At 41.5% G+C, this 16,113-nt stretch carries 15 protein-coding genes and 1 pseudogene; 9 read left to right on the plus strand and 7 right to left on the minus strand.

Annotated elements, in window-relative coordinates; genetic code table 11:
• Positions 1-336: pseudogene (locus PSE69_RS15285) on the minus strand (signal recognition particle-docking protein FtsY); the annotation flags it as partial.
• Between the two features lie 217 nt (positions 337-553).
• On the opposite strand from PSE69_RS15285, the gene rsmD reads away from it, so the two are divergent.
• Together rsmD and PSE69_RS15295 are read left to right on the plus strand one after the other, a co-directional pair.
• Positions 554-1,156 (plus strand): 16S rRNA (guanine(966)-N(2))-methyltransferase, encoded by a 603-nt coding sequence (gene rsmD / locus PSE69_RS15290; RefSeq protein ID WP_169342330.1) that lies wholly within the window; start codon positions 554-556, stop codon positions 1,154-1,156.
• Complete coding sequence (locus PSE69_RS15295; protein ID WP_004925735.1) at positions 1,146-1,430, plus strand: DUF1145 family protein; 285 nt, start codon at positions 1,146-1,148, stop codon at positions 1,428-1,430. The genes rsmD and PSE69_RS15295 overlap by 11 nt, the downstream gene beginning before the upstream one ends.
• Positions 1,431-1,435: 5 nt before the next feature.
• Here the strand turns inward: PSE69_RS15295 and PSE69_RS15300 are convergent, their stop codons facing one another.
• Complete coding sequence (locus tag PSE69_RS15300) at positions 1,436-1,789, minus strand: DUF2500 family protein (RefSeq protein WP_171830701.1); 354 nt, start codon at positions 1,787-1,789, stop codon at positions 1,436-1,438.
• A 106-nt stretch (positions 1,790-1,895) separates the two neighbouring features.
• Here PSE69_RS15300 and PSE69_RS15305 point away from each other — a divergent pair, with 106 nt between their 5' ends.
• From PSE69_RS15305 to PSE69_RS15315, 3 genes are all read left to right on the plus strand, one after another.
• Positions 1,896-2,525, plus strand: coding sequence for a lysoplasmalogenase (locus PSE69_RS15305; protein WP_004925743.1), 630 nt, complete (start codon positions 1,896-1,898; stop codon positions 2,523-2,525).
• Positions 2,526-2,667: 142 nt separating this feature from the next.
• Positions 2,668-5,067 carry a zinc/cadmium/mercury/lead-transporting ATPase gene (locus PSE69_RS15310; protein ID WP_121874566.1) on the plus strand — a complete coding sequence of 800 codons (2,400 nt, stop codon included), beginning with the start codon at positions 2,668-2,670 and terminating at the stop codon, positions 5,065-5,067.
• Positions 5,068-5,331: 264 nt separating this feature from the next.
• Positions 5,332-6,297 carry an Rpn family recombination-promoting nuclease/putative transposase gene (locus tag PSE69_RS15315; RefSeq protein ID WP_014657525.1) on the plus strand — a complete coding sequence of 322 codons (966 nt, stop codon included), beginning with the start codon at positions 5,332-5,334 and terminating at the stop codon, positions 6,295-6,297.
• 68 nt (positions 6,298-6,365) lie between these two features.
• Here the strand turns inward: PSE69_RS15315 and tusA are convergent, their stop codons facing one another.
• Positions 6,366-6,620, minus strand: coding sequence for a sulfurtransferase TusA (tusA, locus tag PSE69_RS15320; protein ID WP_004925753.1), 255 nt, complete (start codon positions 6,618-6,620; stop codon positions 6,366-6,368).
• Between the two features lie 169 nt (positions 6,621-6,789).
• On the opposite strand from tusA, the gene PSE69_RS15325 reads away from it, so the two are divergent.
• The 3 genes from PSE69_RS15325 to dhaL all read left to right on the plus strand — a co-directional run bounded on the left by PSE69_RS15325 (position 6,790) and on the right by dhaL (position 9,431).
• Positions 6,790-7,458 carry a 7-cyano-7-deazaguanine/7-aminomethyl-7-deazaguanine transporter gene (locus tag PSE69_RS15325; RefSeq protein ID WP_004925758.1) on the plus strand — a complete coding sequence of 223 codons (669 nt, stop codon included), beginning with the start codon at positions 6,790-6,792 and terminating at the stop codon, positions 7,456-7,458.
• A 218-nt stretch (positions 7,459-7,676) separates the two neighbouring features.
• Positions 7,677-8,747, plus strand: a complete 1,071-nt coding sequence (gene dhaK, locus PSE69_RS15330; RefSeq protein WP_004925762.1) for a dihydroxyacetone kinase subunit DhaK — start codon at positions 7,677-7,679, stop codon at positions 8,745-8,747.
• Positions 8,748-8,810: 63 nt separating this feature from the next.
• Positions 8,811-9,431, plus strand: coding sequence for a dihydroxyacetone kinase subunit DhaL (dhaL, locus tag PSE69_RS15335; RefSeq protein WP_014657522.1), 621 nt, complete (start codon positions 8,811-8,813; stop codon positions 9,429-9,431).
• A 45-nt stretch (positions 9,432-9,476) separates the two neighbouring features.
• Here the strand turns inward: dhaL and PSE69_RS15340 are convergent, their stop codons facing one another.
• The 4 genes from PSE69_RS15340 to glpA all read right to left on the minus strand — a co-directional run bounded on the left by PSE69_RS15340 (position 9,477) and on the right by glpA (position 14,259).
• Positions 9,477-9,995: a GNAT family N-acetyltransferase gene (locus PSE69_RS15340; protein WP_053109810.1), complete on the minus strand. Its 519-nt coding sequence runs from the start codon at positions 9,993-9,995 to the stop codon at positions 9,477-9,479.
• A 133-nt stretch (positions 9,996-10,128) separates the two neighbouring features.
• Entirely contained in the window at positions 10,129-11,322 is a 1,194-nt protein-coding gene (gene glpC, locus PSE69_RS15345) for an anaerobic glycerol-3-phosphate dehydrogenase subunit GlpC (protein ID WP_014657520.1), read from the minus strand.
• Positions 11,319-12,614, minus strand: a complete 1,296-nt coding sequence (glpB, locus tag PSE69_RS15350) for a glycerol-3-phosphate dehydrogenase subunit GlpB (protein ID WP_053109812.1) — start codon at positions 12,612-12,614, stop codon at positions 11,319-11,321. Before glpB ends, glpC begins: the two co-directional genes overlap by 4 nt.
• Positions 12,604-14,259 carry an anaerobic glycerol-3-phosphate dehydrogenase subunit A gene (gene glpA / locus PSE69_RS15355; protein WP_004925779.1) on the minus strand — a complete coding sequence of 552 codons (1,656 nt, stop codon included), beginning with the start codon at positions 14,257-14,259 and terminating at the stop codon, positions 12,604-12,606. Before glpA ends, glpB begins: the two co-directional genes overlap by 11 nt.
• Before the next feature lie 428 nt (positions 14,260-14,687).
• On the opposite strand from glpA, the gene glpT reads away from it, so the two are divergent.
• The gene (gene glpT, locus PSE69_RS15360; protein ID WP_004925781.1) at positions 14,688-16,037 is read left to right on the plus strand and encodes a glycerol-3-phosphate transporter; all 1,350 of its coding nucleotides are present in this window, start codon (positions 14,688-14,690) and stop codon (positions 16,035-16,037) included.
• The last annotated feature ends 76 nt before the right edge of the window (positions 16,038-16,113 follow it).

The following is a 16,113-nucleotide window of genomic DNA, read 5'->3' on the forward strand; positions in this document are numbered from 1 at the left end:
ATCTTCCGCCGCTTTGATTGCGGCTAGCTCGGCTTGGCGCTGACGCTCTGCCTCTTCCTCTGCCTTTTTAATAGCAGCTTGGTCTGCTTGATACTGACGCTCTGCGGCTTCTTCAGCCGCTTTAATTGCAGCCTGCTCCTCTGCTTTTTTCTCTTGATACTGACGTTCAGCTTCTTCTGCCATTTTTGCAGCATCAATGTCTTGTTTTTGCAGCTCTATCTCTTTGTCTGCATCTATCTTTTTTTGTTGTTCTGCTTCTTGCTGTTGAGCCTCTTTCTCGTCTTTACGACCAAAACCCAACCATGAGAAAAAGCCTTTTTTCTTGTCTTTAGCCATCAGCCACTACACTCCTCGCGGTAAAAACATGGCGCTTCATAATTAAATCGCAATAAAATTACATGCAGTCTATCATTTCATCGCGCCGCAACACATATCTGAAAGAAAAATCATGACAATTTAATCTGATTTTTTAAGTTAAAACTGTGAAAATGGCGCGTTACAATAAGACAACGCATTTTATAAAGCTCAACAAAACTGAGTAGCAATGGATATTATGGCAAAAAAACCACAAAGCGCCTCTTTAGGTCAGATACGCATTATCGGTGGCAAATGGCGCGGGCGAAAGCTCCCTGTTCGTGATAGTGAGGGCTTACGTCCCACTACAGATAGAATCAAAGAAACTTTATTTAACTGGTTAATGCCTATCATACGTGAAGCTCGTTGCCTTGACTGCTTTGCTGGTAGTGGTTCATTAGGATTTGAAGCACTATCACGCTTTGCCGATAGTGTGACGTTTATTGAATTGGATAAACAAAACGCCCAGTTACTAACAGAAAATAAAGCGCGCCTGCAATCTGATAATGCTAACATTATCAACGGTAACAGCCTTGAAATACTGGGTCAAAATGGTACACCTTTTGATGTTGTATTTATTGATCCTCCTTTTCGTAAAGGACTCTTAAGCGACACTATCCAGTTGTTAGAAAAAAACCAATGGCTGGCAGATGAAAGCTGGATATATGTTGAGTCAGAGGCGGAGTCACCACTTACTGACATCCCCACTAATTGGCAACTGCATCGTGAGAAAATTGCGGGGCAAGTGGCTTATCGTTTATTTATTCGCCATTCAATTGAGGAAAACAGCCATGCTAGTTAATGCAGGTCGAGTGCTAATGATTTGCGTTTGGGGGTTTATGATATTTAATCTAATCCAGCCTTTTCCTAAGCCATTTAAATATTTTATGGATATTGCCATGATATTTATGATTGTTATGCATGCACTGCAAACTGTCCTCCTGAAAGCAACACTCGCTAAAGGAGAAAAATTATCCGGCTGGTTACAGACCCGAATTTTTTTCTTCGGTGTCTTTGAAATGTTAGCAATGCAAAAAAAGCAAAAACAAGCGCTTGAGAATAATAAGAAAGAATAATTAGGTTATTCGTCAGGCTCAAAACTTAAGAATCGGGTTCCTTGCATACGGAGCGTTCCTTGGCGACCCTGTTCAATAGCTTGATATTGAGATTCACTGACGATCACTTTAATCACAGCCGTATTATTTAGTGGTTTAAAATAGACCTCATAACGAAAGGTTTCAGGTGAAACCACATCCCGTTCACGGGAACGCATATTGGGATAAGGGTAATCTTTTTTACTATCAACAACCACCGAATAACTGACTGGCACAGCATTATCATTGATCTCATTTTGCTTGCGTTGGTCAAAAAAGCGCTTTGTTGCCAAGACAGCAATAATCGCCAATACGATAATAAGTAAGATAGGTTTATTCATAAAGTTAACATTGTGCTTAAAGTGTTCATCAGTATAGTTTATCTTAATCATACAGAAGGAACACCACCCTAGTTGCTTCATTCATTGAATTTATAAGGATGTGTTTATGATTAGTTGGCCATTCCTTGCAGTACTTTTTTCTGGTTGGCTGTATGTTGATGCAGCATATCGTGGCCCTGAGTGGCAACGTTGGTTATTTCGTCCCGTCACACTGATACTGTTATTGCTCTGGGGCTGGAATGCAGATTTTCTCACCACACAAGGATATTTGATCCTTGCTGCATTGGCAGTTTCATTACTCGCCGATATGATGAGAATGTTTTCAAGTGAGCGCTTACTTGCATCTGTAACCTTGCTGTTTGTAAGTTATCTTCTTTATACCATCAGTTTTGGTATGCAGTTAGATTTCAGCCTATATCTCCCTTGGCTCCCAATACCTCTGATTATTGCAGCTATCACTTTAGGTGTAATTTGGACAAAACTCAAAGAGTTACAGGCAATGATCTTTGCATTATTAATCATGAGTATGATTATGGCTTGGGTAGCCGGTGACCAATTCTTTGGCCTAGGTCGCGATTACAACTTCTCAATCATGGTCGGGGCATTTTTGCTGTTTATTTCTAACTGTATTTGGCTAATTGCTCGTTTCCGCTTTCCTTTTAAAGCGTCGAAAGCCATTGTCGCGGCCCTCTATTTCCTCGGACAATTCTTCATTATCCGCGCGGTCTATTTATAACTTTCTTCACTGCCAATTGATAAAATTCTCAAATAGCATTTTTTATCAATTGGCATCCCCTAATCTATTTGACTCTGGAGTAGACTCCAAAGTATAGACTTATCAATATTGATTAAGGTCATTGTTTGATAAGGGGGCGCATATGCACTCACACAACCATAAAGAAGCACATCAACATAATAGCGCTTGCTGTTCGAGCAGCAGCTGCTCTTCAACTGCGGTTCAAAGCAGTAAAAATGTAAGTAATGACTCACATACTCACGAACACGATACTGTCGAGAAACATCCTGACGATGATGAGGAGGCTCATCAGCACCAGAGCTGCTGTTCAACCTCTCATCAAGCACATGATCATCAAGAACATGAGCATAGCCATCAGCATACGGCATGTTGCAGTTCTTCAAGTGAGTTGCAAAATGATGTTGCACCTGCACAAGCCGCAGGGCAACGTTTCAATTGGATAATTCGCGGTATGGATTGTCCTAGCTGCGCTCAAAAAATCGAAAATGCGGTAAAACAAATCACTGAGGTAAAACAGGCTAAAGTCCTATTTGCTACAGAAAAACTCGTTGTTGATGCCGATAAAGATATTAGTTCCGCTGTCCGCGCAACCGTAGAAGCGGCTGGCTATGAGCTATTAGATGTTGGTATCAATAGCGCTGCTGCTATTACACCTCCGCCTAGCCTATTAAGCGAGTCGAAGCCTGTGATCATCTTAGCCATCTTAATGGCTATTAGCTGGGGGGTGGAGCGCATTAACCCTCAAATTGGTCTCATTGCTTTTACACTAACGACTTTATTTGGCCTTTATCCCATTGCGCGTAAATCATTACGTTTGATCCGTACAGGTACACCTTTTGCGATCGAGACCCTGATGACTGTCGCCGCCATCGGTGCCATCTTTATTCAGGCAACAGAAGAAGCCGCGATGGTTATCTTACTATTTATGTTAGGGGAAATGCTGGAGTCTTACTCTGCTGGTCGAGCACGACGCGGTGTCAGTGCTCTTATGGCACTTGTACCAGAAGAAGCTTTATTAATTAAAAATGGTCAGAAAACCACAGTTCCTGTCTCACAGCTACGCCCAGGTGATATCATTGAAATTGCACCCGGTGGTCGCTTACCAACTGACGCGGAATTGATCTCCGGCTTCGCCAGCTTTGATGAAAGCTCACTCACGGGTGAATCTGTTCCCGTCGAACGTAATGTTGGCGAAAAAGTAGCGGCAGGCTGCTTATCTGTCGATCGCACAGTACAGATGAAAGTGGTTTCAGAGCAAGGGCAAAACGCGATTGACCGTATTTTGCAATTGATTGAGGAAGCTGAAGAACGTCGAGCACCAATTGAACGTTTTATCGACCGCTTTAGTCGTATCTATACTCCACTGATCATGCTATTTTCAGCATTAGTCGTGGTGATCCCTCCCGTATTCTTTGGCGCACCATGGGAAACGTGGATCTACAGAGGTTTAACCTTGCTGCTGATTGGTTGTCCATGTGCTTTAGTGATTTCTACACCTGCGGCAATCACCTCTGCGTTAGCAGCCGCCACACGTCGTGGTGCATTAATTAAAGGCGGTGCAGCGCTCGAACAGTTAGGTTCAGTCACCACTATTGCACTAGATAAAACAGGAACGTTGACGGAAGGTAAACCTCATGTTACTGATTTGGTTCCTGTCGACGGTATAACTGAAAATGAACTAGTACAAATCACTGCATCTGTTGAGGCAGGCTCTCATCATCCTTTAGCAAAAGCCGTTATAAATAAGGCAGAAGCCTTATCAATTAACGTCGTTGAAGCCGAAAATCGTAAGGCTCTCGCAGGGAAAGGGGTTGAAGGTTATCTTAATGGTAAACATGTGTTAGTGAGCGCCCCAAGCCGTTTGGATAGCCCACTTGATAGGATTTGGCAAAATCGAGTTGAATCACTAGAGGCGGAAGGCAAAACAGTCGTTATCACACTGGAAAATAACCGAGTCATCGGCTTAATCGCGCTGCAAGATACATTACGAAGCGATGCGATAGATGCCATGAGTATGTTAAGGGCTTTGAATGTTAATGCGGTGATGCTAACAGGCGACAATCCTCGCGCAGCCGCAGCTATAGCTGGTCAACTAGGTATGGAATACCGTGCAGGTTTACTGCCTGAAGATAAAGTCACTGCTGTGATGGAATTAAACCGTAACCATAGCACTATGATGGTCGGCGATGGTATTAACGATGCCCCAGCCATGAAAGCATCAAGTATTGGTGTAGCAATGGGTAGTGGAACGGATGTTGCTTTGGAAACTGCCGATGCTGCCTTGACTCATAACCGTTTAACTGGATTACCTGAAGTGATTGCTTTATCACAGTCCACTCGTAAGATTATTCGTGAAAATATCACAATAGCCTTAGGGTTAAAGGCAATCTTCCTAGTTACCAGCCTACTGGGAATAACAGGGCTTTGGGTCGCTGTTCTTGCTGACTCAGGAGCAACAGCTTTAGTGACAGCAAATGCGGTACGTTTACTAAAAGTAAAACTACCACAAATTAAAAAATAATATTTATTGTATTATTAAAGAAGCGCCATAACGGCGCTTCTTTGTTATAAATAGAACGTTTAATCATTATTATCTAGTAAACTATCATTTCTTACATTTTAATTTTTATTAAATAGTAATAAAAACTTTAAATACAACAAGTAATGAGATGTCGCTTATAAAAAATAAATTATTTTTTCACGTTAAATTAGGAGTAACTTTTTTCTATTTTATCTCTATATTCGCTAATATCTTCGTAACATAAGGACATTGATGAAGGCGAGTATGATACAAAAAGCCCCTACAACACCACATGATGCCGCTTTTAAAGGTTTTTTAACCCAAATAGATAATGCTCGCGATTTTTTCGACATTCATTTGCCAGAACATATTCGGTCTTTATGTGACTTTAATACATTAGCACTTACTAACTCTTCTTTTATCGATAAAAAACTGCGCTCTCGATTATCTGATGTTCTTTATACTGTACAAACAGAAGTTGGTGATGGCTATCTTTACCTCCTTATTGAACATCAATCAACACCTGATAAATTAATGAGTTGGCGCTTAATGCATTATTCATTTTTGGCAATGAATCAACACCTTCAGCAAGGCCATAAAAGTTTACCACTCGTAGTACCTATTTTATTTTACCATGGAGATAGCTCCCCCTATCCCTATTTGAAAACATGGACTCACTGTTTTTCTTGGCCCGAACTCGCTGATGAACTGTACTTTAATCCATTTCCATTAGTGGATATCACTGTTATTGATGACAATGAGTTAGTTAATCATCGGAAGATTGCAGTAATGGAACTTGCATTGAAGCATAAAAATCTACGTGACGAATATCAGCAAGTGACTAGTCTGCTCGCCCAAGCATTAAATAGGCACTATAATAGTGAGCAAGATACCAGCATTATTATTAATTATCTGCTCACTACGTTAGATTCATCTCAGTATTTTGAACAAATAATTCAACAGTTAATTGAACAAATCGAAAACCATCAAGGTGTTGCTATGAATATCGCTCAACGTTTAAAAGATAAAGCCAAACTAGAAGGTAAGATTGAAGGTAAGATTGAAGGTAAGATAGAAGGCAAGATAGAAGGCATGCAAAAAGCCAGGCATGAAAATGCACTTTCACTCCTAAAAAATGGTGCAAGCTTCGAACTTGTGATGAAGAGCCTAAATTTTAGCTATGAGGAGTTACAACTTATCATTCAAGAGGATAAGGGTACTTACCAGTAATAATGCCATATTCGTGCGATAGCCTTTAAGCTCACCGCACGCAAGCAGCCTATTTAACTAAAAAAGGCTTACAGGCCTTCCGTTTTTTTACGTAACAAATAACGGTATGGGGTTTGTTCCGTTTCAACTGCCAGCAATTCATGCTCCATAAAACGGCAAAAACCGGGGATATCACGTGTAGTTGCAGGATCATCTGCAATGATGAGTAAAGTATCGCCAGCATTCATTCCTCGAACAGTTTTACGAACTAGCATAACTGGCTCAGGGCAACGCAAACCAAGTGTATCAAGAGTTTTAGTGGCATTTAAAAATAAATCAGACATAACTACGCTTCTAAAAAATAAAAGATGCTCTAATTATATAATAAAATTATCCTCTCTGACGTAACAGTTTTGCTTTTGTTGCGCAACAAGCGTATTATGCGCACTTCCCAATGTCGGGAAAGTTTTTTTATGGGTTCCCTCACCCCATTGCTACTTAAAAAGGTACAATATGTTTTCATTCACAGCACAGCAAAAAGCCAGTGCATTAATTTGGCTGTCTTTATTTCATATTTTAATTATTACCTCTAGTAACTACCTTGTACAGTTGCCGATTAATATTTTCGGTTTTCACACCACATGGGGAGCGTTTACCTTTCCATTTATTTTCTTAGCAACTGATCTTACTGTACGTATTTATGGTGCACCACTTGCACGTCGGATCATCACTGCGGTCATGTTGCCTGCTCTACTCATTTCCTATGTTATATCAGCTCTATTTTTTCAAGGTGAATGGCAAGGAGTAGCAGCATTAAATACATTTAACTTATTTGTGGCTCGAATTGCCGCTGCTAGCTTTATGGCTTATGTTCTTGGGCAAATAATGGACGTCAGTGTGTTCAACCGATTACGTCAAAATAAACGTTGGTACGTTGCCCCCGCCTGCGCCATGTTCTTCGGTAATTTAATTGATACCATTGCCTTTTTCTTTATTGCATTTTATCAAAGCAGTGATCCTTTTATGGCTGCGAATTGGGTAGAGATTGCCTTAGTTGACTATACCTTTAAGCTATTTATTTGTATGCTATTTTTCTTACCTGCTTATGGTGTTTTACTCAATTTTATTTTGAAGACATTTTTTGCCAAAACTGCCGAGCAAAAACTCGCCAATCAACATTAGTGCAACTGCGAAGGGGAAATAGTACTCCCCTTCACTCACCTCTGAAAAATTACCGATCTAACTCTCATTTTATTGGTTTTATTCATCAATAATCTCACAGCCGTGATAGTCTGGTTGCACAATCGAAACGAACCGCGCCAATTCCGTTTTAATTCAACCAAAAAAGAACACAAACGAACAGAAATAACCATCACTCTCTATCTTTTGGAGTTTATAAGATGAAAAAACTGATTAACCGTGTTGAAGATATTATAAGTGAAGTCAATCAAGGGCTTATTGCTGCTCATCCTGAATTACGTTTGAATGTTGACCCAACCTACCTCGTTCATAGTAATACACCTATCAAAGGCAAAGTTGGCCTACTTTCCGGTGGGGGTAGCGGTCATGAGCCGATGCATAGCGGATATATTGGTCAAGGAATGTTAGATGGGGCATGCCCAGGAGAGATGTTTACATCCCCGACACCAGACCAAATGATGGAATGTGCAATGGCCATCGATAGCGGCGAAGGTGTATTAATGATCATAAAAAACTACACTGGTGACGTCCTAAATTTTGAAACGGCCGCTGAACTCTTACACGATGCAGGGATCAAAATCGCTACCGTATTAGTTGATGATGATGTTGCAGTAAAAGATAGTTTATACACAGCAGGACGCCGAGGTGTCGCTAATACCGTTTTGATGGAAAAAATACTCGGCGCGGCAGCGACCAAAGGATATTCTCTTGAGCAATTAGTGGAACTAGGCCACAAGATCAATAATCATGGTTATAGTTTAGGTGTGGCCTTACAAGCCTGTACCGTACCCGCGGCAGGAAAACGCTCATTTGAACTTCCAGATAACGAAATGGAATTTGGCGTGGGGATCCACGGAGAGCCCGGCATTGAACGGCGCAAATTTACTAATTTAGACGATACTGTCGATCAAATGTTTGAAACTTTGCTCGAAAACGGTCACTACGAACGCATAATCCGCCAATGGGATCGTGAAAATGGCTGCTGGCAAGAGCATAAACACACTAAACACCCTCTGAAAAAAGGCGATCGCGTAATTGCATTAGTTAATAACCTTGGCGCCACACCATTATCTGAGTTGTACGCTGTGTACCACCGACTACAAACTTGTTGTCACGATTTTGGTTTGACTATTGAACGTAGCCTTGTCGGCTCCTATTGCACCGCACTTGATATGCAAGGCATCTCAATTACGCTACTAAAAGTGGATGATGAAGACTTAATGTTATGGGATGAACCAGTCAATACCCCGGCTTTACGTTGGAAGTGTTGATAACACAAAACTTCTACTCCCCATAACCAATAAATTAAGCAGTAAAAATGGAGCCAAAACATCATGAACTTAACACAACAGCAAATTTATCATTGGTTGATACAGTGTTCACAAACTTTTGCTGATGAACAAGATCGGCTTACCGAGCTAGACACCGCTATTGGTGATGGCGACCATGGACTCAACATGCATCGTGGTTTTCAGAAAGTAGCCGAAAAATTACCTTCTGTTGAAGACAAAGATATTGCTACCTTACTGAAAACCACCGGAATGACACTCTTATCTAGTGTCGGTGGCGCAAGTGGTCCACTCTTCGGCACATTTTTTATTAAAGCTTCGCAAAGTGCTGCGGGTAAAGAAAATTTAAGCATTGCTGATTTAGCTGAGCTGTTCAAAGCAGGAACAGAAGGTGTTGTATCACGAGGCAAAGCCGAACCTAATGATAAAACCATGTGCGATGTTTGGTGGCCTGTTTGTGAATCACTTGAAAAAGCGACTTCACAAACCTTAAATGAAGCAATAAGTGCGGCTGTAGAAGCAGCAAAACAAGGTGTGGCATCAACAATCCCTATGCAAGCACGAAAAGGCCGAGCCAGTTATTTAGGTGAACGCAGTATAGGCCATGCAGATCCTGGTGGAACATCAGTGTTGCTACTGCTGGAAACTTTACAGAAATCACTTTAACTCTCCATCACGCTGGTATAGTTTACTCACCACCAGCGTGATGTTTTATCGATTTAATTCATAACAAATATCATCATACACAAAACCATTAATCTCATAGTTTGCAGTAATCACTTTTTGTTTAGAAAATCCGTTTTTAACCAACACTTTTTCAGAAGCAATATTACCTTCGGTCACTACTGCTATAAATGTGCGAATTTGTGCATAATCAGGGGATGATAACAGCATTTTCAGAGCCGACGTCGCAATGCCCTTACCTGAAAAAGTAGGGTCAATCAAATAACCAATTTCACCGACTCGCTGTTGATTTACTAATGATAAACAAAAGCCAATCAATCCCATAGGCCGGTGAGTTTCAATATCTTCAATCACTAAACATAGCCAATGTTCAGAATGTAAATTCCATTCGATTAATCGACTTTCAAACGCGGCAAGAATTTCTTTTTCCGTTTTTGGGTTAGAAATAAAACGTAAAACATCGAGGTTCGTATACAGTTGAAAAAAGAAGTCCTTATCTTCTCGCGTCAATTTTCTAAGTCTAAAGGAGGGATCCGTGCCTAACATGTCAAACCTATCATTATGCATTAAATCATAAGGTTACTACGACATGATAGAATATGGCAGTACTATTACAAAAAAGGGAGAAAGGTGGGCTCCTTTCTCCCTAACGGGTTAACTAAACAGCTCATTATTTTTATTATAATGCTTTGGCTAACAGGCTTATCGGGTGTTCACATTTTTTACTGGTCGACATCTCTATCTGCCATTTACAGGTTTCGCAATCTGTAATCACCATATCAACCCCACTGTCTTCAATTTGGCGAAATAACCCTGCGCCAATCCCTTGAGAAACTTCATAGTTTTCTTTTTTAAAGCCGTATGTTCCTGCAATACCACAACATTGAGAATCGAGTACGATCAATTCAACGCCAGGTACACGCTTAATCAACTCCAATGTGTATGATGTCCAACCCATTTTTTCCATATGACAAGGCGTATGATAAGCCACTTTCAGAGGTGTATGCTTGAGTTTAAGCTCTCGGCCTTGCTCTAATAAGCGATAGATATAACGTGTTGCTAATTCAATGTTATCGCGCATTTGTGAGGTATCGACATCTAAAACATGTGTATACTCATCACGGAGTGTAAAAGTACACGTCGATGACGTTGCAACAACCGGAATATGTTTCTCAAGGATGGTTTCTTGTAGCGATTCTAAATTAACATTTGCTTGCCGCTTAGCTTGTTTCATAAAGCCATTCGCAATTAACGCCACACCACAACATTTTTCGCGTTTTAATAGTTGAACGCCAATTCCCATTCCATTAAACACTTTAATTAAGTCTTTACCGAGCTGTGGATGGTTATAATTGACATAGCAACCATGGAAAAAGGCAACTTGCTCTGCAAATTTTTGTTGTTCCGCCGCTTGTTTTGCATACCAACGTCTAAATGTTCCAAAGGAATATTTAGGCAACTCCCGACGATGGTCAATTTTTAAAGCTTTATCGAGAATTTGACGAACTGGTTTTAGCCCCGTGATGGTATTTACCACTGGAGCAAAAGGTGTCGATAGTGATCCCATTAAATCGGTATGACTGAGTATTGCATCACGTAATTTCGGCTTTTGTTGGCTGTATGTATTACGAGCACGAGCAATAATATCGCCTATTTTAACATCCGATGGGCATGCAACTTCACAACGTTTACAGTTAGTGCAATATTTCAATGCCTCATCATATAACATTGGGTCTTTTAAACGTAAACGCTCACCATCAGGACCCGCTTGTTTTGGCCCAGGATATAACGGATTAACTTTCGCTACAGGGCAATAGGTCGTACAAACAGTACATTTAATACAACTTTCAAAGCTTGCATCCTGAATACTCATTGCGCCACCTCCGCCTGCATGGTTCTTTGTCGTTCAAAATAGCCCACAATTTCATTTGCTGCATGTAAGCCACTTATCAATGAAACTCCCGCGCCACAACCTTCAGTTAAAGGGTCAAAACCGCCTAAAACCGCGCCTGCCACATAGAGATTTTCGAAAGTTTGCCCCTCTTTTTGTGCCCGTAGATGCTCATCTGTTTGAACACCAAACGTCATATATGGCTGTGAAGCAAAAAATGCTTTATTGGTCCACTGTGCACGCTGAGGAATATGGCATAAATCAAGGTTCATTAATGGCTCATAAATACGATCGAACTCAGCAACAAGCCCATTATTAAAAAAACTGCCGGTGGCTAAGACAAACTGAGAAGCCTTGAGTGAAATATCACCATGATTACGTGTATTCACTGATTCTATGCGTGACCCAATACAATTCACTGAAGTCACCTTATCACCCGGCATGATGATCCCACCTTGACGGCGAAATTGACGTAACAGCATCTCATGCAATCGGATCCCCAGCAATGAAGGGGGTAATGTAGGCAACAAGTAGATGGGTTTACCAAGCTGCTTTTGTAGCTCAAGCAAAGGCTCTTCACTATCTAATCCGATACACGCTGGCATAAAAATAGTATCAGAATCAACGACTAGTGGTGCTATTTCAGCCACTATTTGCGCCATGTTTTCAGGCCTATCTAACCAACGTGCCACATTGATAGCTCTAAATTCGCTGGGGTTTTCTCTAAGTCTATCAAGGAGCGGCAAATGAACATAATAAGCACTCGCGCTGACGCCCTCTCTTTGCAACTCATCAGACACCATTTGCGGCTGAAAATCTAAAAAACCTTCAATACCAACAACCGCTATTTTTCCCATATCCATTTTTTTATGGAGGTTAACTGTAGGCACAAACTCAGGACTCAACCATGTTAGGCGCTTATGACCCAATGGCGTTATGCGATAATGATTTTCATCGCTAGAACCTTTAAGTTTCACGCCACTTTGCTGTAGTAGTGTCTCTGCAAGATGAGTGAGTTTAATCACCGAAAGTTTACCAAGCCGGCTATACGGGTGTTCTGGCGCCTGCTCACTCAGTTTATCTAGGGCATCTAATGGTTTTTCTACGCTTTGGCCATCGGGTAAATGCGTTAATAAATCCAAAGATCCAGATGAAAAGTGCAACGCATTTTGCCCTGCGCTCACAATGGCACAAGATAAACCTGATTGAGTTAAGCGAATACCACAGATAAGCCCAGCGAGCCCCCCGCCCATCACGACTGCATCATATTTCATGGTCAGCCTCCTCGTTAGAAACCTTATCTAAGGTACTTTCATTCATGCCACATAAGCCATGGTAAACCCAACTAGTAAATTCACTTTCTCGCAATGCATCCCCCCAAGCGATAGGTCTTACGCCTTTCCAACGCTCATTCAAAAAATGTCCTAGCTGCTGTTCGGTTTCATGTGGTGTTGTCACATTAAAACGGTTTAATAACCCAGCGGCTCGGCAAGCACATAACTCACCTTGGCATGTTCCCATGCCAACGCGAGTCCGACGCCGTAAATCAAGTAAGTTATTAACTGTTAATGAGTTAACAGCATAACGTACTTCACCTGCGGTAACCGCTTCACATTCACAAACAAGGCTCTTATCTAGTCTATCGGTCGTTAATATCGCGGTAGCACGGTCACCATGACGATAGACTGCAGAACCACGAATGGGGGCTGGAATTGAAATAACGTTACGCAGTGCTTCTTCAGCACTATGTTGCGACCCTGGTAAAGGGGCATCTGCTGTAGTGCATTTGGCGGTATGCCCTAATTTTTCACACACTTTATCTGTTGCCCATTCAGCCATGAGGCGATAAGTCATTAATTTACCACCAGTAATTGTGATAAAGTTTTCAAGGCCATCGCGTTTCGCATGGTCCAACAACACAATACCGCGACTCACATTACGACCAGAAGGATCATCATCGCTGGCAACTAATGGCCTAACCCCCGCATAAGCGCGCAATATGCGTGTTTTCGCTAATGCAGGTGAGAGCATTGAACCTTCGCGGATCAAAATATCGACCTCTTCCGGTGTCACATACATATTATCAATTTGATCATATTCGATATGTGTCGATGTTGTGCCGATCAGTGAAATCGTATCTCCAGGTACCAAAATATCCGCATCAGCAGGCTTGCGGCAGCGGTTAATAACCATGTTATTTAATCGGTGGCCTAAGATCAGAAGCGCACCTTTTGCAGGGAACATTTTGATTTTCAGATCTGCGTATTCTGCGATTTTTTGTCCCCAAATCCCCCCAGCATTAACCACAATTTCAGCATAAATATCATATTGTTGTTTAGCTTGATGATCGTAAACTGTTACACCGCGTACTTTATCACCTTCTCGAATTAGTCCGATGACTTCATGATAAGTGAGCACTTTCGCACCATGTTCGCGAGCATCCAGCATATTAGCTGCGGTTAAACGAAAAGGATCAACAGTACCATCAGGCACTCTCACAGCACCGATCAATTGTGGATTGACTGACGGCTCAAGGCGGATCGCTTCTGCAGGGTCGAGAGCATGAGCATCAATACCTGCCGCTTGGCAAGCTTGAATAAATTGCTGTTGGTATTCGAGAGAATCTTCAGGCAACGTAATAAATAAACCGTCAGTCTTCTCAATACAATGATGTGCAATACGTTTTAGTATCTTGTTTTCTTCAATACACTCTCTTGCTGATTCCCCGTCCGTGACAGCATAGCGAGCACCACTATGTAGCAAGCCGTGGTTGCGTCCTGTTGCGCCTGTTGCAATATCATGCCTTTCGAGTAAAACTGCTTTCAATCCTCGGCGGGCGCAATCACGAGCAACACCTGCACCTGTTGCGCCACCACCGATAATGATGACATCCGTTTCAGTCACAGATGAGCCATTCATGTCGCATTCCTCACATTAATCAACATTACTTTTAGTATGGTCTATTTTTATAATCTATAACTAAATATAGACAAGAAACGTGCTTGATGTTTGATAAGGAACAAAAACGAAAGCAATCAAACCAAAATTAGCGATAAAAAGACAAAATTCGTGATGTTAATCACAATAATTTCATCTGTTATGGTTTCTTTTCCTCCTTAAATGACTTTAACTATGCCTCCCATAAATAAAACAGATATTTGTGCAGTAGATTACAGATAAAATGTTTTTTTATGACTATCATAAGAGCACTTATGAAAGAAATTGCTCGAAATTAAATTCGAATACTTTCGTTTTTATCACTCTATCAAGAATAAACACTCACAGTCTTTTATATAGAAATATAAGAGATAAGAGTAAATAACGATTAATAAGCCATCGGAGGCTATATGTTAAGCATTTTTAAGCCAGCACCTCATATATCGAGGTTGCCAGCAGAAAAGATAGATCCAGTCTATCGCCGACTACGCTGGCAAATCTTCATGGGAATTTTCTTTGGTTATGCAGCCTATTATTTGGTAAGAAAAAACTTCGCCTTAGCGATGCCTTACCTTGTTGAACAAGGCTTTTCCAAAGGCGATCTGGGCTTTGCATTATCAGGGATCTCTATCGCGTACGGTTTTTCTAAATTTATTATGGGGTCTGTATCAGACCGCTCTAACCCACGGGTATTCTTACCGGCAGGCCTAATCCTTGCCGCAGTCGTCATGCTCATCATGGGCTTTGTACCATGGGCAACCTCTAGCATCATGGTCATGTTCGCGTTGCTGTTCCTATGTGGTTGGTTCCAAGGTATGGGCTGGCCTCCTTGTGGTCGTACCATGGTTCACTGGTGGTCACAAAAAGAACGTGGAGGTATTGTTTCTGTTTGGAACTGTGCTCATAACGTAGGGGGTGGTATTCCTCCTCTACTATTTATGCTAGGTATGGCATGGTTCAACGATTGGAAAGCGGCTCTGTATATGCCAGCATTCGCAGCAATCCTTGTTGCAATGATTGCTTTTGCTCTCATGCGTGATACGCCGCAATCATGTGGTTTACCACCAATCGAAGAGTATAAAAATGACTATCCACCTGACTACAAAGAGTCAGATGAAAAAGAGTTAACGGCAAAAGAGATCTTCATGAAGTATGTGTTCCCGAACAAACTGTTATGGATGATCGCAATTGCTAACGTCTTTGTTTACCTATTACGTTACGGTGTGCTTGATTGGTCACCTACCTATCTACGTGAAGTGAAACACTTTGCAATGGATAAATCCTCTTGGGCCTATTTCCTATACGAATATGCAGGTATTCCGGGTACGTTGATCTGTGGTTGGATGTCGGACAAAGTGTTCCGTGGTAACCGCGGAGCAACAGGCGTCTTCTTCATGCTCTTAGTTACAATTGCTACGATTGTATTCTGGCTGAACCCTGCTGGTAACCCAAATGTTGATATGGCTTGTATGCTAATCATCGGCTTCTTAATCTACGGCCCTGTTATGTTGATTGGTCTACATGCCCTTGAACTTGCACCGAAAAAAGCAGCGGGGACTGCTGCTGGCTTTACGGGTCTATTTGGCTACCTTGGTGGCTCCGTTGCGGCAAGTGCTATCGTTGGTTATACCGTTGACTACTTCGGTTGGGATGGTGGCTTTGCCGTCATGATCGGTGGCTCTGCACTCGCTGTAGTTTTACTCTTTATTGTGATGATTAGCGAATCTAAACACAAACGTGAATTAGCGAAAATGAACTAACACTTCATTAAAGATTCACGTTAACGCACTAAGCTCTGGGCTATATCAAAAAACGATATAGCCCTTTTTTTACCAA

This window comes from Providencia sp. PROV122 (genome assembly GCF_028482365.1).
In the GTDB taxonomy this organism is placed as follows: domain Bacteria; phylum Pseudomonadota; class Gammaproteobacteria; order Enterobacterales; family Enterobacteriaceae; genus Providencia; species Providencia stuartii.

Bases quoted from the DNA above. Each gene is read 5' to 3' on its own strand.
- PSE69_RS15325 (WP_004925758.1), top strand. From the start codon at position 6,790: ATGTTTTCATTCACAGCACAGCAAAAAGCCAGTGCATTAATTTGGCTG.
- dhaK (WP_004925762.1), top strand. From the start codon at position 7,677: ATGAAAAAACTGATTAACCGTGTTGAAGATATTATAAGTGAAGTCAAT.
- glpT (WP_004925781.1), top strand. From the start codon at position 14,688: ATGTTAAGCATTTTTAAGCCAGCACCTCATATATCGAGGTTGCCAGCA.
- PSE69_RS15340 (WP_053109810.1), bottom strand. From the start codon at position 9,995: ATGTTAGGCACGGATCCCTCCTTTAGACTTAGAAAATTGACGCGAGAA.
- tusA (WP_004925753.1), bottom strand. From the start codon at position 6,620: ATGTCTGATTTATTTTTAAATGCCACTAAAACTCTTGATACACTTGGT.
- dhaL (WP_014657522.1), top strand. From the start codon at position 8,811: ATGAACTTAACACAACAGCAAATTTATCATTGGTTGATACAGTGTTCA.
- rsmD (WP_169342330.1), top strand. From the start codon at position 554: ATGGCAAAAAAACCACAAAGCGCCTCTTTAGGTCAGATACGCATTATC.
- glpA (WP_004925779.1), bottom strand. From the start codon at position 14,259: ATGAATGGCTCATCTGTGACTGAAACGGATGTCATCATTATCGGTGGT.
- PSE69_RS15295 (WP_004925735.1), top strand. From the start codon at position 1,146: ATGCTAGTTAATGCAGGTCGAGTGCTAATGATTTGCGTTTGGGGGTTT.
- PSE69_RS15300 (WP_171830701.1), bottom strand. From the start codon at position 1,789: ATGAATAAACCTATCTTACTTATTATCGTATTGGCGATTATTGCTGTC.
- PSE69_RS15310 (WP_121874566.1), top strand. From the start codon at position 2,668: ATGCACTCACACAACCATAAAGAAGCACATCAACATAATAGCGCTTGC.
- PSE69_RS15315 (WP_014657525.1), top strand. From the start codon at position 5,332: ATGATACAAAAAGCCCCTACAACACCACATGATGCCGCTTTTAAAGGT.
- glpB (WP_053109812.1), bottom strand. From the start codon at position 12,614: ATGAAATATGATGCAGTCGTGATGGGCGGGGGGCTCGCTGGGCTTATC.
- glpC (WP_014657520.1), bottom strand. From the start codon at position 11,322: ATGAGTATTCAGGATGCAAGCTTTGAAAGTTGTATTAAATGTACTGTT.
- PSE69_RS15305 (WP_004925743.1), top strand. From the start codon at position 1,896: ATGATTAGTTGGCCATTCCTTGCAGTACTTTTTTCTGGTTGGCTGTAT.